This window comes from Phenylobacterium kunshanense, assembly GCF_003254525.1.
In the GTDB taxonomy this organism is placed as follows: Bacteria; Pseudomonadota; Alphaproteobacteria; order Caulobacterales; family Caulobacteraceae; genus Phenylobacterium; species Phenylobacterium kunshanense.
Genome location: NZ_QFYS01000001.1, coordinates 34191 through 53351 on the forward strand (window position 1 = coordinate 34191; position 19161 = coordinate 53351).

The following is a 19161-nucleotide window of genomic DNA, read 5'->3' on the forward strand; positions in this document are numbered from 1 at the left end:
CGTTCAAACGACTCCGACGGGAAGGGCTCTAAGGCTCACGGCACAGCGGCTCGAGATCTCCGGGGTAGGGCATCGGCCGGAAGGCCGAGACATCCGCGCCGCCGGTGTTGCCCGCGGGCGCCCAGCCGAGCCAGGTGAAGAGGCCGCCGCCCGCCAGCCTCAGGATCTGGCCGGCCACCTCGCGCGGGTCGCGCCGCCGCCAGCCCACGCGGAGCATCATCCAGTGGGTCCAGCTGTGGGCGCCGACCCAGGGCTGGCCCAGGATGTGGGCGCGCTCCAGGCGGGCGAACGCTACGTCGAGGTCGCCGGCGGCCAGCGCCTCGCGCGCGGCTGCGGCCTCGACCACATAGGCCGCGCGTCGTTCGGGGGATCGGTTCATGTGGGGCTCCTTCGCGCCCCCTCATGCCCCGCGCGCCGGCTCCTCGCTTGAACGTAGCGGCTGCCGCGCACGGGTCGCGGAAAGCCGCCCGGCGGAGATGCCGAAGCAGGCGCGCATCGTCCGCGCCAGGTGCGCGCTGTCGGCGAACCCCGCGGTGTGGGCGGCGGCGGTGATCTCCTGGCCGTCCGAGATCAGGCCCACGGCGCGCGTTATCCGACGCCAGAGCAGATGGCGGCGGAAGGAGACGCCGAACGCCTCCGAAAAGGCGTGGCGGTACCGGTCCGGCGAAAGTCCGGCCGCGGCGGCCACCGTCGCCAGGCGCACCGTCCCATCTTCCAGCGCCGCGTCTATCGTCGCCAGCGAGGCCAGCAGGGCCGGCGAGACGGCGCGGCGGGGAACGGCCGGTTCGGCGAGGAGGGGGCCCCAGAAGCGCAGCGACGGTTCGGTCGCCTCGACGATCACCGGGTCGCGCAGCCGTGGACCTAAGTCCGCCACGAGCGACTCAAGCACCGCGCGGCTGTGTGTCGGCTCGATGAAGATCAGTTCGGCGTCGCCCTCGGTTTCCAGGGCGTGCAGCGCGAGGGGATCGACGAGCAGGCACCGACCGGTCCAGATCCGCCCCTGGCCGTCCCGGATCGTGGCGGGAGACACGGCGAAGACGGCCTGCGCCGCCAGATGCCGGTGCGGGCGGTTGTCGCCCACCGGACCCTGCCAGCGGGCGCCGGCGGCCGTCATCTCGAGCTGTCCGGCCCAGGCGGCGCGTCCCCCAGTGCGGGTTGGGTGCGACATGCGGGCCTCCTGCGCCGTCCCGTCGCCTATCGCACGAAGCTGGCCCCGTTGATGTCGATCACCGCGCCGGTCATCGACGGCGGGGCCTCCAGGGCCAGGTAGGCGGCCGCGCTGGCCACTTCCTCGGGCATCGCGACGCGGCCGAGCGGGATGTCGGCCAGCAGCTTGTCGCCGCCACGGCTGGCCAGGTAGTCCTCGGCCATGCCGGTCATGGTGAAGCCGGGGCAGACCGCGAAGGCGAGGATGCCCTCGGCCGCGAAGCCCCGCGCGATCGACTTGGTCATGCCGACCATCCCCGCCTTCGACGCCGCATAGTGCCAGTGGGCCGGCGAGTCCCCGCGATAGGCTGCGCGGCTGGCGATGTTGACGATCCGGCCTCCCGTCCCGCGCTCGCGCCAGTGCAGGATCGCCCGACGGCAGAGGTCGGCCGAGGCCTGCAGGTTGATCTGCATCGTCCGGCCCCAGCCGGCCTGCCAGTCGTCGAGGGGCGCGTCCACCGCCACCGGCTCGAACACCCCGGCGTTGTTGATCAGCACGTCGATGCGTCCGCCCAGGCGCTCCAGCGCCGCGTCCCACAGGCGGTCGGCCGCCGCGGGGTCGGAGAGGTCGGCGCCGATGGTCGCGGGACCGTCGCTGCGGCCGTGTCCGACCACGTTCGCCCGGCCCGAGAGCGCCTCCACGATCGCGGCGCCGATGCCGCGGGTGGAGCCGGTGACCAGGATGGAGGGGAGTTCGTTCGCCATGCCCACCGTTAGGCCGGCTCGCCTCCCAGGTTCAAGCTTCCGCGGGGTTCAAGCTTCGAACCGGCGGCCGAACCGGTGTAGGTCTGTCGCCGAGGCAAGGTGAGGGCGCATGCCGGAAGAGTTCCAACGGCTGGGTCTGGCGCTGGCGATCGGCTTCCTGGTCGGCGTCGAGCGCGGCTGGCGCGGACGCGACATCGCCGAGGGCGGGCGCACCGCGGGCATCCGCACCTATGCGCTCATGGGCCTCCTGGGCGGCGTCGCGGCGCTGCTGGCGGAGACGCTCGGCGGCTGGGCCTTCGCCACGGTCGGCCTGCCGCTGGCCGCGGCCTTCATCCTCTTCAAGCAGCACGAGCAGCAGGAGGAGGACGACCATTCCGTCACCGCCATCGTCGCCGCCCTCATGGTCTTCGCCCTCGGCGCCTATGCCTGTATCGGCGACTGGCGGGTCGCGGCGGCCGCGGCGGTGATCGTCACCGCGCTGCTGGCCTTCAAGCCGGTCCTGCACGACTGGCTGAGGAAGCTGACCTGGCCCGAGCTGCGCAGCGCCTTGATCCTGCTGGCCATGAGCTTCGTCGCCCTGCCGCTGCTGCCTGATCAGGCGTACGGCCCCTGGGACAGCGTCAACCCGCGCGAGCTCTGGCTGCTGACCATCGCCATGGCCGGCATCTCGTTCCTGGCCTACGTGGCCATGCGGGTGCTGGGGCCGACACGCGGCGTCATCGTGGCCAGCCTGGCCGGCGCGCTGGTCTCGTCCACCGCCGTCACCATCCAGCTCGGCCGGCTGAACCGCCAGGCGCCGGACGGAACCCTGGCCCACGCCGGCGGCGCCCTGCTGGCGGGCGGGGTCATGGTGGCGCGCATCGCGGCCATCGCGGCGGTCCTGGCTCCGGCGCTGTTCCAGCGCCTGCTGCCGCCGCTGGCGGCCTTCGCGGTGGTTTCGGCGATCCTCGGCGTCGCCGCCGCGATCAAGTCCCGGGACGGGGAGGGCGCCCAGGACCTCTCGGGCATGAAGAGCCCCTTCGATCTCGGCCTCGTCCTCAAGTTCGCCCTGGTGCTCGGCGTCGTCATGGCCGCCGCGCGCATCCTTTCGGGCCTCTACGGCGCGGGCAGCCTCCTGCCGGTGGCGGCGCTGGCCGGCCTGGTGGACGTCGACGCCATCACGCTTACGGTCAGCCGCATGGTGGAGCAGGGGCTGGACCTGCGCCTCGCCGCCCTCGCGGTCCTGGTCGCCGCCGCCGTGGACAGCGTCTCCAAGTCGGTCATCGCCCTGGTCGTCGGCGGCAAGCGCTTCGGCCTGATGTACGCCGCCGGCACGGTGATCGCCGGCGCCGCGGCCGGCGCGGCCCTGCTCTGGCAGGGATGATCGGGAAGCGAGGAAGTTGGAGGCCTGACCGGGAATCGAACCCGGGTTCACGGATTTGCAGTCCGGTGCGTCACCACTCCGCCATCAGGCCGCCGGAGGTGAGGCGCGGTGCTAACAGAACGGCCCTTCGCCCGCAATTGCCTTCCGCCCGTGGGGGCCTATAACCCGCCGCAGCAAACCTACCCTCGAGGACTCGATGGCCGACTTCGCCGCCGCCCGCCTGAACATGGTGGAAAGCCAGGTGCGCACCCAGGACGTCACGGACGTGCGCATCCACGACGCCATGCGCGCCATCCCGCGCGAGCGCTTCGTGCCCGCCGACCGGCAGCACCTGGCCTATACCGACATCGAGGTGGAGTACGCCCCGGGCCGCTTCCTGCTGAAGCCGCGCGACGTCTCCAAGCTGATCCAGGCCCTGCGGCCGATGCCGGGCGAGAAGGTGCTGGCGATCAGCGCGCCCTACGCCGCGGCGGTGATGGAGGAGATGGGCGCCGAGGTGACCCGCGCCGAGGCTGGCGAATCGGTCCCGGCCGGCGCCTTCGACATCGTGGTCTGCGAGGGCGCGGTGTCGCGCGTCCCCGACGCCTGGACGGCCGCACTGGCGCCCCAGGGACGGCTGGGCCTGGTCGAACGTGATGGTCCCGTAGGCAAGGCCTGCCTCTATGTGCGCACGCCCGAGGGCGTGGCCCGGCGCGATCTGTTCGACAGCTTCCCGCCCGTGCTGGCCGGCTTCGAGGCGCGCCACGGATTCGCCTTCTGACGAAGGCTGGATGAAACACCCACGAAACCCTGGCGTGAAAAAAGCTTAAGGTGACGCTGCTTGGCCCAGGCGGCAGAGGTCAGGAATATAACGACGAGTCTCTCGCGAGATCGGGGATAGCAGATGTCGATTAACTTCCGCGGCCGTCTGATGGCCGCGACCGTGTGTGTAGGCGTCCTTGGCGCCGCCGCCTCCGCCAGCGCCGAGACCTTGGCCGACGCCATCGCCCTGGCTTACGAGAACAATCCGACCCTGCAGGCCCAGCGCGCCACCCAGCGCGCGCTCGATGAGACCTACGTCCAGGCCCGCACCGGCTGGCGGCCGACGCTGACGCTGGGCGGCCAGGCCCAGTGGACCGAGAGCCAGACGCCGCTTCTCGGTCGGCTGCAGGATTTCAACGGCGACGGGGTGCCTGACTCCAGCGGCAGGGCCGGAGCGGTCCGCAGCAATTCGGGCGCCGCCCAGCTTACCTTCACCCAGCCCCTGTGGACCGGCGGCCGGGCCGCCGCGGCGGTGAACGCCGCCAACGCCGACGTCCTGGCCGGCCGCGAGAACCTGCGCCGCGTCGAGGCCCAGGTGCTGGTCAGCGTGATCCAGGCCTATTCCGACGTGCGCCGCGACCAGGAGGTGCTGCGGATCCGGCAGGAGAACGTCAACGTCCTGACGCGACAGCTCCAGGAGTCCCAGGCCCGCTTCGACGTGGGCGAGGTGACCCGCACCGACGTCGCCCAGTCCCAGGCGCGCCTCGCCCAGGCCCAGGCCTCGCTGCAGGCCGCCCAGGCCCAGCTGGCGATCAGCCGCGCGGGCTACGCCACCCTGGTCGGTCAGAACCCCGGCGAGCTCGCGCCCGAGCCGTCCCTGGCCTACCTGCTGCCGTCCGACCCGGACCAGGCCTACCAGCTCGCCGAGCAGTTCAATCCCCAGCTCCGCGCCCAGCAGTTCGCCGAACAGGCCAGCCGCGCCCGCGTCGCCGGCGCCAGGGCCGAGCGGATGCCGCAGGTCAGCGCCCAGGTCGCCGTGGCTCAGCGGGGCGTGATCGAGCCCTTCGAGCCGGAGGACCGGTTCGGCCGCGCCTATACCGCCACCATCAGCGCCTCCGTCCCGCTGTTCTCCGGCGGCCTGACCTCGTCGCGCGTCCGCCAGGCGGTGGAGCGCAACACGTCCGACCGCATCACCGTCGAGGGCGTGCGCCGCAACGTGCTGCAGGGCGTGACCCAGTTCTGGAGCCAGCTCATCGCCGCCCGCGCGACCATCGCCTCCAGCGAGGAGCAGGTCCGCGCCGCCCGCATCGCCGCCGAGGGCACGCGCCAGGAGCAGCAGGTGGGCCTGCGCACCACCATCGACGTGCTGAACGCCGAGCAGGAGCTCCGCCAGGCCGAGCTCAACGCCGTCAGCTCGCGCCGCGACGAATATGTGGCCGCCGCCAACGTCCTGGCCGTGATGGGCCGGCTGGAAGGGCGCAACCTCGTGCCCAGCCAGCCGCAGTACGACGCGGCCAAGAACTTCCGGAAGCTGCGGATGACCTGGGGATGGACGCCCTGGGAGGAGCCGATCGGCATCATCGACCAGCTGCTGACGCCGTATCCGGCCAAGGCGCCGGGCGCCAAGCCGCTCGAGGCGCCCATCGGTCCCGGCCTCGAACCGCCGCCGGTGGCGCCTGCAAAGTAGCCCGCGGCGACGCTTCGACGCGTCGCGCGCGGGGGAAATTGCAGGATCGGCCGGGCGCGCTTAGGCTCACCCACGCAGATTCACTCGCGGCGGCAGGCACATGTCCGAACAGAGTTCCCAAGAACCGACGATGGAGGAGATCCTCGCCTCCATCCGCCGCATCATCTCCGAAGACGAAGCCCCGGCGGGCGAGGCGCCGGCTGGGCCTGAGATCGACATCCGTCCCGAGCCGGTGCCCGAGCACGGCGCGCCGGTGGTGGCGACGCCGGAGCCCGAGCCCGAGCGTGAGCGCGCCGCCGCCGCTCCCGCCGCCGATGAGGACGAGGACGACGGCGACCTGGAGCTGACCCAGAAGGTCGAGACCCACGGCGACCTCGATTTCGTCGACGCCGCCCCGCCGCCGGCCGACTTCGCGCCCGAGCCGGCCCCCGCGCCGATGGCCGAGGCGCCGCCGCCGCTGGCCCCGCCGGGCGAGGGCCTGGTCAGCGAGCCGGTGGCCGCCGTGGCCGCCGCCGCCTTCGGCCGCCTCTCCAGCAACATCCTGATGCCCGCCGAGGGCCGCACCCTTGAGGACGTGGTCCGCGAACTGCTGCGCCCGCTGCTGCAGCAGTGGCTCGACGACAACCTGCCCGGCATCGTCCAGACCGCGGTCGAGGCCGAGGTCGAGCGCATCGCCCGCGGCCGAGTACGCTAGACCGCGCAATTCCCGCTCATCCCCGCGAAGGCGGGGACCCCATTCCCGCTCATCCCTGCTTTCGCGGGGGTGAGCGGCTGTGTATGCACGCCCCTCACACAGAAGCCTGCTCCCGATGCTCGACAAGACCTTCGATCCCAAGACCGCCGAACCGCGCCTCTACGCCGCCTGGGAGGCCTCGGGCGCCTTTGCGCCGACCGACGACCCGGCCGCCGAGCCGTTCTCCATCGTCATCCCGCCGCCCAACGTCACCGGCTCCCTGCACATCGGCCACGCGCTGAACAACACCCTGCAGGACGTGCTGATCCGCTTCGAGCGCATGCGCGGCAAGGCGGCCCTGTGGCTGCCCGGCACCGACCACGCCGGCATCGCCACCCAGATGGTGGTCGAGCGCCAGCTCGCCGCCCAGGGCAACCAGAGCCGCCGCGACCTCGGCCGCGAGGACTTCGTGGCCAAGGTGTGGGAGTGGAAGGCCCAGTCCGGCGGCACGATCGTCAACCAGCTGAAGCGCCTCGGCGCCTCCTGCGACTGGAGCCGCGAGCGCTTCACCCTGGACGAGGGCCTCAGCGCCGCCGTCCGCAAGGTGTTCGTCCAGCTCTACAAGGAAAAGCTGCTCTACCGCGACAAGCGCCTGGTCAACTGGGACCCCCACTTCCAGACCGCCATCTCGGACCTGGAGGTCGAGCAGCGCGAGGTCGAGGGCCACTTCTGGCACTTCGCCTATCCGCTGGAGGACGGCTCGGGCGAGATCGTCGTCGCCACCACGCGCCCTGAGACCATGCTGGGCGACGTCGCCGTCGCGGTCCATCCGACCGACGAGCGCTACCAGCACCTGATCGGCAAGTGCGTCCGCCTGCCGATCGTGAACCGCCCGGTCCCCATCGTCGCCGACGAGTACGCCGACCCGGAAAAGGGCTCGGGCGCGGTGAAGATCACCCCGGCCCACGACTTCAACGACTTCGCGGTCGGCAAGCGCCACAACCTGCCGCTCATCAGCGTCTTCGACGACTTCGCCAAGATCAACGACAACGCCCCGCCCGAGTACCGCGGCCTCGACCGCTTCGAGGCCCGCAAGAAGGTGGTCGAGACCTTCGAGGCCCTGGGCCTGCTGCGCGGCATCGAGAAGACCCGCCACGTCGTGCCGCACGGGGACCGCTCGGGCGTCGTCGTCGAGCCCTATCTGACCGACCAGTGGTACGTCGCCGCCGACGTCCTGGCCCAGCCGGCCATCAAGGCCGTGGAGGAGGGCGCCACCGTCTTCGTGCCCAGGCACTGGGAGAAGACCTACTTCGAGTGGATGCGGAACATCCAGCCGTGGTGCGTCTCCCGCCAGCTCTGGTGGGGCCACCGCATCCCGGCCTGGTACGGCCCCGACGGCAAGGTGTTCGTCGAGGAGACGGAGGACGAGGCCCGCCGCCAGGCGCGCGAGCTCTACGGCCGCGACGTCGACCTGCGCCAGGACGAGGACGTCCTCGACACCTGGTTCTCCTCGGGCCTCTGGCCGTTCTCCACCCTGGGCTGGCCGGAAAAGACCGACGACCTGCGCCGGTTCTACCCGACCCACACCCTGGTCACCGGCTTCGACATCATCTTCTTCTGGGTCGCCCGGATGATGATGCAGGGCATCCACTTCACCGGCGAGGTCCCCTTCAAGCGGGTCTTCATCAACGCCCTGGTGCGCGACGCCAGCGGGGCCAAGATGTCGAAGTCCAAGGGCAACGTCATGGACCCCCTGGAACTGGTGGACGAGTTCGGGGCCGACGCCCTGCGCTTCACCCTGACCGCCATGTCGGGCCAGGCGCGCGACATCAAGCTCGCCAAGCCCCGCATCGAGGGCTACCGCAACTTCGGCACCAAGCTCTGGAACGCCACCCGCTTCTGCCAGATGAACGGCTGCGCCCGGGCCGAGGGCTTCGACCCCGCCGCCGTCAAGGCGCCGCTCAACCGCTGGATCGTCGGCGAGACGGCCCGCACGGCCCAGGCGGTCACCGCGGCCCTGGCCGACTGCGGCTTCGACGAGGCGGCGAACCAGCTCTACCGCTTCATCTGGAACCGCTTCTGCGACTGGTACGTGGAGCTGGCCAAGCCGCTGCTGAACGGCGCCGACGCGGCCGCCAAGGCCGAAACCCAGGCCACCACCGCCTGGGTGCTCGACGTGGTGCTGAAGCTGCTCCACCCGGTGATGCCCTACATCACCGAGGAGCTGTGGGCCCAGACCGCCGACCTCGGCGCGCCGCGCGGTCACGACGGCTTCCTGATGACCGCCCGCTGGCCCGACCTCGGCCCTGAGCTGATCGACCCGGCCGCCGACGCCGAGATCGGCCTCATCATCGAGGCGATCAGCGAGGGCCGCTCGGTCCGCGCCGAGCTCAACGTGCCCAATTCGGCCCGCCCGTCGCTGCTGATCGTGGAGGCCGGCGAGGCCCAGCGCCGCGTCCTCGACGCCGCCGCCCCCCTGATCGCCCAGCTCCTGCGCGTGGCCGAGGTGAAAAGCGTCGACGCCGCCCCGGAAGGCTCGATCCCCTATGTGGTCGAGGGCGTCACCCTGGCCCTGCCGGTGGCCGAGTTCATCGACCTCGCCGCCGAGCGCGCGCGCCTGGCCAAGGAGGTCGCCGGCCTCGCCGCCGACATCGACAGGACGGCGAAGAAGCTCGGCAACCCCGACTTCGTCGCCCGCGCGCCGGAGGAGGTGGTCGAGGAAAACCGCGAACGCCTCGCCGACGCCGAGGCCGCCAAGGCCAAGCTGGAAAGCGCCCTCGCGCGCCTCACCGCCGCCGGCTGAGGGCAGGGCAGACCCAATCCCTCCCCGTCATGGGGACGGTGTCGCCCCCGGCGGGGGCGACGGGTGGGGAAACCGGCCGCAGCAGGCCCGCTCAATCCCTCCCCGTCATGGGGAGGGTGTCGCCCCCTGCGGGGGCGACGGGTGGGGAAGTGTGGGCCGGAGCGCTGACTCCGCAGCAGTCCCACCCCATCCCTCCCCTTCATGGGGAGGGTGTCGCCCCCGCCGGGGGCGACGGGTGGGGAAGCGTCGTCCGGAGTGCTGACTCAGCAGTTGTCCCACCCCCGCCACGGCGAAGTCGGGCGAGCAGGGCCACCCCGGCATGGCCTACGGCGAACAGCCAAGATGCAGATTGCCGAGCCGGAGCGCATCGACCCGAACCCCCACGCCTGGGCCGACAAGCCGGCCCCCGGGCGCGGTCGGGCGCCACATCTTCGAGGAGGAGGGGACCTGGTTCCTCGATCTCAAGAAGGACTACGACGACCAGGCCTTCCTCACCCGCCGCTTTCGCGAGGAGTTCGAACGCTACGCCGCCCACGTGCCGCCCAGCAGCGAGCGCCGCAGCTTCGCGGACGAGGGGGAGATCTATCAGAAGCCGTTGGGGTGAGGGAGCGGGGCCCCTTCGAAGGTGACGAGTGGGGAGCGTGGTGGGAGGTCCCCTCGGGTGATGCTGCCAACCGTACAGCTAGACCTTCAGTAACCGCCAGACTCGCTCCTCCTCGTCGTCTAGCTCTCGCCGATTCCGCACCAAACTGAGCACCTCCTTTGCCCGTTCCAATGTCCCGACGATTACTGCAGTAGATGCTGCTCCAATTCTCGACTTCGTTGCATTGCGAAAGGTTAGGAGAGGGTCGACCAGTCGGTATGCATAGATGTCGATTTCGCCGCCCCGTTCAGCTAATCTGGCGCCCATCAGCTCGCATGCGCGAATTGCAGCTTGATCGAGATCTTTTTGGTATCCGGCAACACCACTCACGAGTAAAAATCGGGCCATCTGATTATCGAGCATGTAAGTGCGATATCCAGGGCGAGCTTTCGCTTTTTCGTAAGCAGTCTGAAGCGCTTTATCCGCCTCCAGCCAGTGCGCTCCTTCGGCCCGAGCCATCGCGAGCTGGAGCCAAAACTGAGGGTCGTCCCGAATGTAACCTAGTTTCAGTACGCGCTCATAAAGGGCTTCAAGGAAATGTCGCCGTTCGCCCCCACGAAAAAGGCGAGTCACACCCGCGAACCGGAGGATGCGTGGAATTGATTCCTCAAATCTCGAGTCCGCATCACGGAAGCTAACGAGGCGCTCGACCATCGCCGCTATGGACTCGAGTACGAGGCTCCCTGGCAGCACCTCGGCCAGCAAGTGTTCGGAAAGGACTGGCGATCTGGCTTTGAAGTCGATTTCGGCATCTTGGAACAGGTCGCTCACGCCTGTTCGGCTGAAGGTTGAATGAACATCCCGTGGTTCGACATCCATTAGGTCGCAGATGTCGTGGAAGCCGAGTTCGCAGTCGGCGAAGCGGGCAGCAAGAAGCGCGGCGAGGAGGGTTGGCATCTGCCCTCCCTCGGCTAATAGGCGATTCACCGGTTCGCGAATTCTCGAACTGATCATGGAATCGCGAAAAAGGTGGAGGAACAGCGACCGGGACTCGGCCCCACACTCGTGCCGGATGAAGCGGCGCCGACTGTCAGTCGTTCGGCCCGCTGCCTTTCCCCAGATTCCATAGAAGTCGAGCAAGTGTTCGGCCTCGGCGATATCGGCTTCTGGGAGGGTGTCGAGGTCGATCCGGCGGAACCCCTCGCCAATCACGTTTCTTAGATTTTGGTAGTCACCCGCAAAGGAGGCTGGCCGAGCGGCTACTAGAAGTACATCGCGAGCCTGAAGCGTTGGAGACACCGCCTTGATCGCGGCTTCGAACTCACGCGCCCCTTCGTATATAAACACTAGCGGCTTGCCGTCGCGTCGGAGCGCGTCGATCTCATCACCGATGGTTGCTGCTGCGTGACCACCCATCAATACGCGGTAGCCGTCATGTGCAAAATGTACGGCAAGTTCCCGCAGGAAGACGCTTTTTCCATTTCCGATTCGGGATGAAACCAAGAACTTGCGCGGACCTACAGTATTGTGTTGAGCGATTTCTCGCATCGCATAGTTGCGCTTGAATGCGTATGGTGAAGTCTTGTCGATGATGCTGTGAAGATATACCTCCGAATCAAATTCTCCACCTATGACAAGCTTGTATACGTCCTCTGAGCGAGGCTCTCGAGTACTTGCTGGAAGTGCGAATTCATCAAAACTTACGATAATTGGATCGGAAGATTCGGTAATGTCTCCGGGGTCCGCATCATTAAGAAGAGTTACAATTCCTGACGTTCCCACATCCATTACGGTTCCGTATTCGGAAGCAGCCTCTTTCAATCCCTGGGACGCGCCAGGCTTTATTATTACAAAGGACTTGCGGCGCAAGGCGCTTGATTCTCTGAAGAGGCGAGCTAAGTGAAGGTCTTCAAATGAGAAGCCGATTATGAAGACGGCGTCCGCGCGAGCCAGATCCGCTTGTAGCTGCGTCGGCCAAGCCGTCTGCATGACTTCGAGGCGGATGTAGCTCGATTTGTCGATCACGATCTGGGCCTGACGACCGCCGGTGACAAGTTCGGAAGGAAGACCGTGGAGGTGCACGATCCACGGCTTCGATCCATCGTTCTGGTGGGGCGGAAAAGCAGTCGACAGGGAAAGGCGTTGAATTCCAACTGCATCAGACGCGACCTCTACGAGGTTGTCGTAGTTTGTGCTGTAGATGCGTCTCCAAGGAATTCGCGCGAATCCGAGATGTGGCTCTTCTGCCTTTTCAACGCTGAACTGCTTGGCAAGAAAAGTCGCTAGAGCATGTGGATCGGCCGCATGACGCTTGCGGTAGACCTCTGCGGCGACGTCGAACGCCAAGCCTTCCTCGCCTAGCTCCAGACATAGCCGCGCAGCAAGGTCGGGCGTCGTCGGAATTTTCTGGCCGTTCGCTGCCATTGCATCGAACGAGAAGCCTGAGCCTAAGAAGGCGAGAGCCCTTCCGCGGCGAGCGGCAATGAGTGCGTCTTTGAGGTCCATGCATTCTTCCGGAGGGACGCTTGATGGGTTTTGCTTCAGCCACGACGGCAGACCTACCGAACGTGAAGCTAGGCGGTGGTATTTGTCGCGACTAGTCAGCCAGCCCAGCAAATTGCACTAGTCTAAATGGCATACGTCACCATCACAATCTATGATTTAGATGATGACGATGAATGCGGTCAAATGCAGGGTGGCGGGGGCCGCTCCTCGGTTTGTCGGCCTTGTGCTTCGACGCTCACTCGTCGCCCAGCCGCCCTTGACCCCACCGCTTCGATGTTCTACAAATGTTCCCATCATGTCCACCCCGCTCCCCAGCGCCGCGATGCTCGCCGAGATGGCGGAGTGCGCCTATCGGCTGGGGATCGCGTTCGGGGCTGAGGCGGAGCGGGCGGAGACGCATGAGCGGCGGATGGAGGCCTACCATCTGTTCGACCGCTGCTTCTTCGCGGTGCGGGTGTCCATCGCCCTGCAGCTTCGCCTGAAGCGCACGCCGCAGGCCCTCGCGCCCGCCGCCGGTCAGGCTCAAGCTCAGGTCCAGGCCCGCGAATGGCCCGAGCGCGAGCGGGGCGATCCGTCCGACGCCGACCGGGACGAGGCGGTCGACCGCGACGAGCCCGACCGGGACCGCGACCGCGAACCGGTCAGCGTCCCCGCGTTCCTCAGCACCCTCCGGGACGTCGCCGCCGGCGCCGCGGCCCGGCCGGGGCCGGCGCCCGCGGCCCTGACCACCCTGCGCGGGCTGCTGGACCAGGTTCCGGCGGGTCCGCTCGCGAAGACCCCGAGCCCGCCGGCGCGGACCTCCGCCCCGGCGCTGCGATCCCGCCTCGCCGGGTCCGGCGCCGCCGCCATGCTGGCGCCGGCGAAACTGGCCCTGCCGACGGGCCCCCCGGGCGATCTCGGTGGCGCACCGCTCCGCCGCGCCACCGGCCCGCCGCCTCGGCGCTAGTCACCCGGGTAGGGCGCCGCCGAGCCTCGCGCGCCGATCCCCCCGCACGCCCACCGTTTCCAGCCTCGATCCATTCCCCCCGACGGGCCTCCGGTCCGGCGGCGAAGACCCATGCCCGGTCAGCGGCGTGCAGGTCGCCGCCACCGCCGCCAATCACCGCCGATCGTCATCAAACGGCCGTTTGCCTCCGGCCCCAGGTTATGCTTGTTCACCTACCCATGACGCTGGGGCAGGGACCCGGCGCGACCAGTAGGGAGATGCGTGATGTCCGAGGCCACGTTGCCGGCGGGTTGGCCCGCCATGTCGATCCAGCAGGCCCACGCCCTGATCGGCCAGCCTGGCCTGCCCACCGAGGTCGCCGAGGAGACGATCCGGGGCGTCACCTACAAGGTCTGGAAGAACCAGCCGCCGACCCTGCGCGCCGTCGCCGAGGGGGCCAAGGCCCACGGCGAGAAGATCTTCCTGGTCTATGAGGACGAGCGCGTCAGCTACGACGCCTTCCACCGCGCCGTCGCCGCCTTCGCCATCGAGCTGCAGGCGCAGGGGGTGGAGAAGGGCGACCGCGTCGCCGTCATCATGCGCAACGTGCCCGAGTGGGTGGTGGCCTTCTACGCCGCCGCCTCGATCGGGGCGATCGTCACCCCGCTGAACGCCTGGTGGACCGGCCCCGAGCTGGAATACGGCCTCACCGACTCCGGGACCAAGGTCGCGGTGATGGACGCCGAGCGCTACCAGCGCATGACCGAGCACTTCGCCAACTGCCCCGAGCTGAAGCGCGTCTATGTCAGCCGCGAGGTGGACGAGATCGCCCACCCCTACGTGGCCAAGCTGGAGAGCGTGCTGGGCGAGCCGAACGCCTGGGCGGGGCTGCCCGACGCGGCGATCCCGCCGGTGGAGATCCACCCCGACGACGACGCCACCATCTTCTACACCTCGGGCACGACCGGTAAGCCCAAGGGGGCGCTCGCGACCCACCGCGCGGTGAACTGCAACATCCTGACCGCCGGCGCCGCCAGCGCGCGGGTGTTCCTGCGCAAGGGCGAGGCCCCGCCGGCGCCCGACCCGAACGCGCCGCAGCGCGCGGCCCTCCTGTCGGTGCCGTTCTTCCACGTCACCGGCTGCTTCGCCGTGCTGAACCCGACGCTCTTCACCGGCGGGAAGCTGGTGCTGATGTTCAAGTGGGAGCCGATCCGCGCCTTCGAGCTGATCCAGCGCGAGAAGGTGAACCTGGCCGGCGGCGTGCCGACCATCGCCTGGCAGATCCTGGAGCATCCGGCCCGCGAGCAGTTCGACCTCTCGTCCCTGGAGCAGGTGAGCTACGGCGGCGCCCCCTCGGCGCCCGAGCTGGTGCGGCGGCTGAAGGAGGTGTTCCCAAAGTCGCAGCCGGGCCAGGGCTGGGGCATGACCGAGACCTGCGCCACCGTCACCTCCAACAGCGGCGAGGACTACCAGAACCGCCCCGACAGCTGCGGCCCGGCCGCCGCCGTCGCCGAGCTGCAGATCCGCGATCCGGCCGACGGCAAGACCGTGCTGGGGCCGAACGAGGTGGGTGAGCTGTGGTCGAAGGGGCCGATGAACGCCCGCGCCTACTGGAACAAGCCCGAGCCCTCGGCCCAGACCTTCGTCGACGGCTGGGTCCGCACCGGCGACCTCGCCCGCCTGGACGAGGAGGGCTTCTGCTACATCATCGACCGGGCCAAGGACATGCTGATCCGGGGCGGCGAGAACATCTACTGCGTCGAGGTCGAGAACGTCCTCTACGACCACCCGGCGGTGATGGACGCGGCGGTCGTGGCCAAGCCGCACCGCATCCTCGGCGAGGAGCCGGCGGCCGTGGTCACCCTTAAGCCGGGCGCCGAGGCCACCGAGGAGGAGCTGCGCGCCCACGTGGCCGAGCGCCTGGCCGCCTTCAAGGTGCCGGTGGCGATCCGGTTCTGGAAGGAGACCCTGCCGCGCAACGCCAACGGCAAGATCCTGAAGACCGAGCTCAAGAAGCTCTTCCAGGAAGAGACCGCCTGAAGACGCGGCCTTGAAGACCAGGGCGGACGTATTGCTGGTCGAGCGCGGCCTGTTCGAGAGCCGCGCCAAGGCCCGCGCCGCCATCGAGGCCGGCGGCGTCACCGCCGACGGCCGCGTGGTCGCCAAGGCCGCCGAGCTGCTGGAAAGCGACGCGGTGATCGCGGCCGCGCCGGCCCACCCCTGGGTCGGTCGCGGCGCGCTGAAGCTGGTTCACGCCCTCGACCTCTGGCCGGTGGCCGTGGAGGGGCGGGTGGTGCTGGACGTCGGCGCCTCCACCGGCGGCTTCACCGAGGTCTGCCTGGCCCGCGGCGCGGCCCGCGTCTACGCCGTCGACGTCGGCCGCGGCCAGCTCCATGCCCGGCTCGCCGCCGACCCGCGCGTGGCGAGCCTGGAGGCCACCGACGCCCGCGACCTGACGCCTGCGCTCGTCCCCGAGCCGCCGGGCCTGATCGTCACCGACGTCTCCTTCATCGGCCTTGCCAAGGCCCTGCCGGCCGCGCTGGCCCTGGCAGAGCCCGGCGCCGACCTCGTGGCCCTGGTGAAGCCGCAGTTCGAGGTGGGCCCGGCCAAGGTCGGCAAGGGCGGCCTCGTCAGCGACGCGGGCGCCCGCGCCCAGGCCCTCGCCGACGTCTGCGCCTTCCTGGAGGCCTCGGGCTGGCGGGTCCGCGGGACCGCCGACAGCCCCATCGAGGGCGGCGATGGCAACCGCGAGTTCCTCGCCTGGGCCCAAAAGGAACGGGCCGCCCCTTAGAGGAGCGGCCCGAGGCGGTTGCTCGACCAGAGCTGGGATCAGTCGACGACGGCGTACTTCCCGGCCGCGTCGCGGCAGACGCGGACGAAGCGGGTCTGGGTGCGGCCGTCGGGCATGTAGATCGGGCTCTCGGCCAGGGTGCAGTCCTCGGCGTCGCGCGGCCGCTCGGCCACGCGGTAGCCGTCGTCCTCGCGCCAGGCGTCGTCGCGCCGCGGCGTGGCGGCCGGCGCGGCATAGGCGTCGCGGTCGTAGTAGGGCGCTTCGACCCGCGGCGGCGGCGGCGGCGGCGGAGCGGCGCCATAGCCGTAGCTGGTCGTCGTCGGGCCGCAGGCGGCGCTCTTGTTGCCGACCACGCCGCCCAGCACCGCACCCAGCAGGCCGCCCAGCAGGGCGCCTTCGGTGCGGGCGTTGCGCGCCGCGGCGTTGGAGCCGATCACCGCGCCCATGCCGCCGCCGATCAGGGCGCCGGCCGTGCCGCGCTGGGTCTGGTCGCGCTTGCAGGGATCGTAGTGGTAGCCGGCCCGGTCCTGGGCGCTGTACGAGCCGTAGGACGGCGACTGCGCCATAGCCGGCGCGGCGGACGACAGGGCGAGCGCGCCCGCCAGCGCGGCGGCTCCAGCCTTGGCGATCATGGTGGACATCCGGTATCCCTCTCTCGAAGCACTCAGGCCGCCATACGGCGACGCTTGCCGCGACCATGCGGCGGCCAACCTGAACGGCCGTTGAGAATCTCGTTCATGTTCGTTCATTTTCCGCTAACCACGCCGCCTGTCCGGAGCCCGGCATGAGGCCCCCGAAGCGCCGCTTCCCGTCCACCCGCCCCGACCCGCGCCCCGCGCCCGGCCCGCCGGCGGAGTTCGTTATCCAGGGCGTGGGCGGGGAGGGCGACGGCGTCGCCCCCGGCCCGGTGTTCATCCCCTTCAGCCTGCCCGGCGAGCGGGTGATCGCCAAGGGCAGCGGCGACCGGCGCGAGCTGGTCGAGGTGCTGGAGAGGAGCGCCGAGCGGGTCGAGCCGCCGTGTCCGCACTTCCACGCCTGCGGCGGCTGCGCCCTCCAGCACTGGGACCACGCCGCCTACCTCACCTGGAAGGTGGAGCGTCTCGTCGGCACCCTGGCCCGCGAGCGCATCGAGGCCGAGATCCTGCCCGCCTACGCCGCCGGCCCCGGCACGCGCCGCCGCGTGGCGCTGCACGCCCGCAAGGGCGGTCCCGGCTCCGCCCGCGTCGGCTACAAGGCCCGCCGCTCCTGGGACCTGGTGGACGTCTCCGTCTGCCCGATCGCCGACCCGCGCCTGCAGGCGGCCATCCCGGCCCTGAAGCGCCTCGCCGCGCCGCTGTTCGAGCACCCGAAGTCCGCGCCGACGCTGCACGTCACGCTCACCGACACCGGCCTCGACATCGACATCACCGGCGTGGAGGCCAAGAGCGGCGGCCTCTCCGCCGACGCCCGGATGCAGATCGCCGAACAGGCCGCCGCCGCGGACCTCGCCCGCGTCACCCTGGCCGGCGAGATGGCCTACATGGCCCGCGCCCCGCAGGTGCGCCTTGGGCCCGCCCGCGTGAACCTGCCGCCGGGCGCCTTCCTCCAGGCCACCGCCGGCGCCGAGGCCGCCATGGCCGCCTTCGTCGCCGAGGCCGCCGGCGGCGCTCAGCGCATCGCCGACCTCTTCTGCGGCGTCGGCACCTTCACCTTCCGTCTGGCCGAGATCGCGCCGGTCTACGCCGCCGACTTCACGCCCGAGGCCGTGGCCGCGCTCACCGGCGCCCTCGCCACCGCGCCAGGCCTGAAGGGCGTCACCGCCGAGGCCCGCGACCTCGTCCGTCGCCCGATGCTGTCCGACGAGATGAAGAAGGTGGACGTGGTGGTCTTCGACCCGCCCCGCGCCGGCGCCGCCGAGCAGACCGTCGAGATCGCCCGCTCGAAGGTGGGCCGCGTGGTCGGCGTCTCCTGCAACCCCGCCACCTTCGCCCGCGACGCCCGCACCCTCATCGACGCCGGCTTCCGCCTGGAGCGCGTGCTGCCGGTCGACCAGTTCCTCTGGTCCCCGCACGTGGAGCTGGTCGGGGTGTTCAGCCGCTAGGGCGCGAAGAGGTCGATCTGGTCGCCGGCCTTGGGCGGGATGCGAAACCGGCCGGTGTCCAGCGCCGCCCACGGCGCATCCAGGCCGAAACGCCGCTGCGCCGCCTTGAAGCGCCGGGACATCAGGTCGGCGAGCGGGCCTTCGCCGCGCATCCGGCTGCCCCACTGGCTGTCATAGTCCTTGCCGCCGCGCATCTGGCGGACCAGCGACATGACCCGGCGCGCCCGGTCGGGGTGGTCGCTCTCCAGCCATTCGCGGAACAGGTCCTTGATCTCCAGCGGCAGGCGCAACGCCACGTAGCCGGCCCCCAAGGCGCCCGCTTCGGCGGCGCGTTCCAGCACCGCCTCCAGTTCGTGGTCGTTCAGGCCCGGAATGCTGGGGGCGAACATGACGCTGACCGGCACGCCGGCCGCAGAGAGGCGGCGGATCGCATCGAGGCGCTTCTCGGGCGTGGCGGCGCGCGGCTCCATCGACCGGGCCAGCCGGCGATCGAGGGTCGTCACCGAGATCGCCACCCGCGTCAGCCCCTGCGCCGCAGCCTCGGCCAGCAGGTCGAGGTCCCGGACGATCAGCGCCGACTTGGTGATGATCGTGAAGGGGTGTCGAAAGCGGACGAGCACTTCCATGACCTGGCGCGTCACCCGCAGCGTCCGCTCCTGCGGCTGGTAGGGGTCGGTGTTGCCGCCGATGTGGATGAACTCGGGCCTGTAGCGCGGCTTGCGGAGTTCGGCCTCCAGCAGTTCGGCGGCGCGCGGCTTGAAGAACAGCTTCGTCTCGAAGTCGAGGCCGGGGGAGAGGCCCATGTAGGCGTGGGCGGGACGGGCGTAGCAGTAGGTGCAGCCGTGCTCGCAGCCCCGGTAGGGGTTGATCGAGGCCGAGAAGCCCACGTCGGGGCTGTCATTGCGCGTGATGATCACCCTGGCCGTCTCGGGGGCCACCTCGGTCGTGATCTGCCTGGGTTCGCCGTCGTCCGCTGTCCAGCCGTCGTCGAAGGCCTCGCGGACCTGGCTCTCATAGCGGCCCGTGACGTTCGAGCGGACGCCTCGGCCGCGGATCTGCTGCGTGAAACTGGACACGCCGGCAGAGTAGATGCTCCAAT

At 70.0% G+C, this 19161-nt stretch carries 16 protein-coding genes and 1 tRNA gene; 10 read left to right on the top strand and 7 right to left on the bottom strand.

What is annotated here, in order from left to right; all coding sequences use genetic code 11:
* Positions 1 to 28: 28 nt before the first annotated feature.
* The 3 genes from DJ019_RS00175 to DJ019_RS00185 are packed head-to-tail and all read right to left on the bottom strand — an operon-like array spanning position 29 to position 1911.
* On the bottom strand, positions 29 to 379 hold the full coding sequence (locus DJ019_RS00175; RefSeq protein ID WP_111273975.1) for a DUF3703 domain-containing protein: 351 nt from the start codon (positions 377 to 379) through the stop codon (positions 29 to 31).
* A gap of 21 nt (positions 380 to 400) precedes the next feature.
* Positions 401 to 1168, bottom strand: a complete 768-nt coding sequence (locus DJ019_RS00180; protein ID WP_111273976.1) for a helix-turn-helix transcriptional regulator — start codon at positions 1166 to 1168, stop codon at positions 401 to 403.
* A gap of 26 nt (positions 1169 to 1194) precedes the next feature.
* Positions 1195 to 1911 carry an SDR family NAD(P)-dependent oxidoreductase gene (locus DJ019_RS00185; protein ID WP_111273977.1) on the bottom strand — a complete coding sequence of 239 codons (717 nt, stop codon included), beginning with the start codon at positions 1909 to 1911 and terminating at the stop codon, positions 1195 to 1197.
* A 109-nt stretch (positions 1912 to 2020) separates the two neighbouring features.
* On the opposite strand from DJ019_RS00185, the gene DJ019_RS00190 reads away from it, so the two are divergent.
* Entirely contained in the window at positions 2021 to 3274 is a 1254-nt protein-coding gene (locus DJ019_RS00190) for an MgtC/SapB family protein (RefSeq protein ID WP_111273978.1), read from the top strand.
* Between the two features lie 17 nt (positions 3275 to 3291).
* Here DJ019_RS00190 and DJ019_RS00195 read toward each other — a convergent pair.
* A tRNA-Cys gene (locus tag DJ019_RS00195) sits at positions 3292 to 3365 on the bottom strand.
* 105 nt (positions 3366 to 3470) lie between these two features.
* On the opposite strand from DJ019_RS00195, the gene DJ019_RS00200 reads away from it, so the two are divergent.
* From DJ019_RS00200 to DJ019_RS00220, 5 genes are all read left to right on the top strand, one after another.
* Positions 3471 to 4034 carry a protein-L-isoaspartate O-methyltransferase family protein gene (locus DJ019_RS00200; protein ID WP_111273979.1) on the top strand — a complete coding sequence of 188 codons (564 nt, stop codon included), beginning with the start codon at positions 3471 to 3473 and terminating at the stop codon, positions 4032 to 4034.
* A gap of 123 nt (positions 4035 to 4157) precedes the next feature.
* A complete protein-coding gene (locus DJ019_RS00205) occupies positions 4158 to 5702 on the top strand; it encodes a TolC family outer membrane protein (RefSeq protein WP_111273980.1) in 1545 nt (514 codons plus the stop codon).
* Between the two features lie 100 nt (positions 5703 to 5802).
* A complete protein-coding gene (locus tag DJ019_RS00210) occupies positions 5803 to 6396 on the top strand; it encodes a DUF2497 domain-containing protein (RefSeq protein ID WP_111273981.1) in 594 nt (197 codons plus the stop codon).
* Positions 6397 to 6511: 115 nt separating this feature from the next.
* Entirely contained in the window at positions 6512 to 9178 is a 2667-nt protein-coding gene (locus tag DJ019_RS00215; RefSeq protein ID WP_111273982.1) for a valine--tRNA ligase, read from the top strand.
* Positions 9179 to 9527: 349 nt separating this feature from the next.
* On the top strand, positions 9528 to 9782 hold the full coding sequence (locus DJ019_RS00220) for a hypothetical protein (RefSeq protein ID WP_111273983.1): 255 nt from the start codon (positions 9528 to 9530) through the stop codon (positions 9780 to 9782).
* A gap of 78 nt (positions 9783 to 9860) precedes the next feature.
* On the opposite strand, the gene DJ019_RS00225 is transcribed toward DJ019_RS00220, so the two are convergent.
* The gene (locus DJ019_RS00225) at positions 9861 to 12266 is read right to left on the bottom strand and encodes an SIR2 family protein (protein WP_111273984.1); all 2406 of its coding nucleotides are present in this window, start codon (positions 12264 to 12266) and stop codon (positions 9861 to 9863) included.
* Between the two features lie 295 nt (positions 12267 to 12561).
* Here DJ019_RS00225 and DJ019_RS00230 point away from each other — a divergent pair, with 295 nt between their 5' ends.
* The 3 genes from DJ019_RS00230 to DJ019_RS00240 all read left to right on the top strand — a co-directional run bounded on the left by DJ019_RS00230 (position 12562) and on the right by DJ019_RS00240 (position 15982).
* The gene (locus tag DJ019_RS00230) at positions 12562 to 13212 is read left to right on the top strand and encodes a hypothetical protein (RefSeq protein ID WP_111273985.1); all 651 of its coding nucleotides are present in this window, start codon (positions 12562 to 12564) and stop codon (positions 13210 to 13212) included.
* Positions 13213 to 13476: 264 nt separating this feature from the next.
* Positions 13477 to 15231 carry a class I adenylate-forming enzyme family protein gene (locus DJ019_RS00235; protein ID WP_111273986.1) on the top strand — a complete coding sequence of 585 codons (1755 nt, stop codon included), beginning with the start codon at positions 13477 to 13479 and terminating at the stop codon, positions 15229 to 15231.
* 10 nt (positions 15232 to 15241) lie between these two features.
* On the top strand, positions 15242 to 15982 hold the full coding sequence (locus DJ019_RS00240) for a TlyA family RNA methyltransferase (RefSeq protein ID WP_111273987.1): 741 nt from the start codon (positions 15242 to 15244) through the stop codon (positions 15980 to 15982).
* A gap of 38 nt (positions 15983 to 16020) precedes the next feature.
* Here the strand turns inward: DJ019_RS00240 and DJ019_RS00245 are convergent, their stop codons facing one another.
* Positions 16021 to 16623, bottom strand: coding sequence for a glycine zipper 2TM domain-containing protein (locus DJ019_RS00245; RefSeq protein ID WP_111273988.1), 603 nt, complete (start codon positions 16621 to 16623; stop codon positions 16021 to 16023).
* Between the two features lie 143 nt (positions 16624 to 16766).
* On the opposite strand from DJ019_RS00245, the gene DJ019_RS00250 reads away from it, so the two are divergent.
* Positions 16767 to 18062, top strand: coding sequence for a class I SAM-dependent RNA methyltransferase (locus DJ019_RS00250; protein WP_111273989.1), 1296 nt, complete (start codon positions 16767 to 16769; stop codon positions 18060 to 18062).
* On the opposite strand, the gene DJ019_RS00255 is transcribed toward DJ019_RS00250, so the two are convergent.
* Positions 18059 to 19138: a PA0069 family radical SAM protein gene (locus DJ019_RS00255; protein ID WP_240606320.1), complete on the bottom strand. Its 1080-nt coding sequence runs from the start codon at positions 19136 to 19138 to the stop codon at positions 18059 to 18061. The two genes, DJ019_RS00250 and DJ019_RS00255, sit on opposite strands and share 4 nt — an antisense overlap.
* Positions 19139 to 19161: the final 23 nt, after the last annotated feature.

What these genes read in the sequence shown, in the direction of transcription:
- DJ019_RS00190 (WP_111273978.1), top strand. Translation starts at nt 2,021, where the DNA reads ATGCCGGAAGAGTTCCAACGGCTGGGTCTGGCGCTGGCGATCGGCTTC.
- DJ019_RS00245 (WP_111273988.1), bottom strand. Translation starts at nt 16,623, where the DNA reads ATGTCCACCATGATCGCCAAGGCTGGAGCCGCCGCGCTGGCGGGCGCG.
- DJ019_RS00230 (WP_111273985.1), top strand. Translation starts at nt 12,562, where the DNA reads ATGTCCACCCCGCTCCCCAGCGCCGCGATGCTCGCCGAGATGGCGGAG.
- DJ019_RS00205 (WP_111273980.1), top strand. Translation starts at nt 4,158, where the DNA reads ATGTCGATTAACTTCCGCGGCCGTCTGATGGCCGCGACCGTGTGTGTA.
- DJ019_RS00200 (WP_111273979.1), top strand. Translation starts at nt 3,471, where the DNA reads ATGGCCGACTTCGCCGCCGCCCGCCTGAACATGGTGGAAAGCCAGGTG.
- DJ019_RS00235 (WP_111273986.1), top strand. Translation starts at nt 13,477, where the DNA reads ATGTCCGAGGCCACGTTGCCGGCGGGTTGGCCCGCCATGTCGATCCAG.
- DJ019_RS00215 (WP_111273982.1), top strand. Translation starts at nt 6,512, where the DNA reads ATGCTCGACAAGACCTTCGATCCCAAGACCGCCGAACCGCGCCTCTAC.
- DJ019_RS00180 (WP_111273976.1), bottom strand. Translation starts at nt 1,168, where the DNA reads ATGTCGCACCCAACCCGCACTGGGGGACGCGCCGCCTGGGCCGGACAG.
- DJ019_RS00225 (WP_111273984.1), bottom strand. Translation starts at nt 12,266, where the DNA reads ATGGACCTCAAAGACGCACTCATTGCCGCTCGCCGCGGAAGGGCTCTC.
- DJ019_RS00185 (WP_111273977.1), bottom strand. Translation starts at nt 1,911, where the DNA reads ATGGCGAACGAACTCCCCTCCATCCTGGTCACCGGCTCCACCCGCGGC.
- DJ019_RS00210 (WP_111273981.1), top strand. Translation starts at nt 5,803, where the DNA reads ATGTCCGAACAGAGTTCCCAAGAACCGACGATGGAGGAGATCCTCGCC.
- DJ019_RS00175 (WP_111273975.1), bottom strand. Translation starts at nt 379, where the DNA reads ATGAACCGATCCCCCGAACGACGCGCGGCCTATGTGGTCGAGGCCGCA.
- DJ019_RS00250 (WP_111273989.1), top strand. Translation starts at nt 16,767, where the DNA reads ATGAGGCCCCCGAAGCGCCGCTTCCCGTCCACCCGCCCCGACCCGCGC.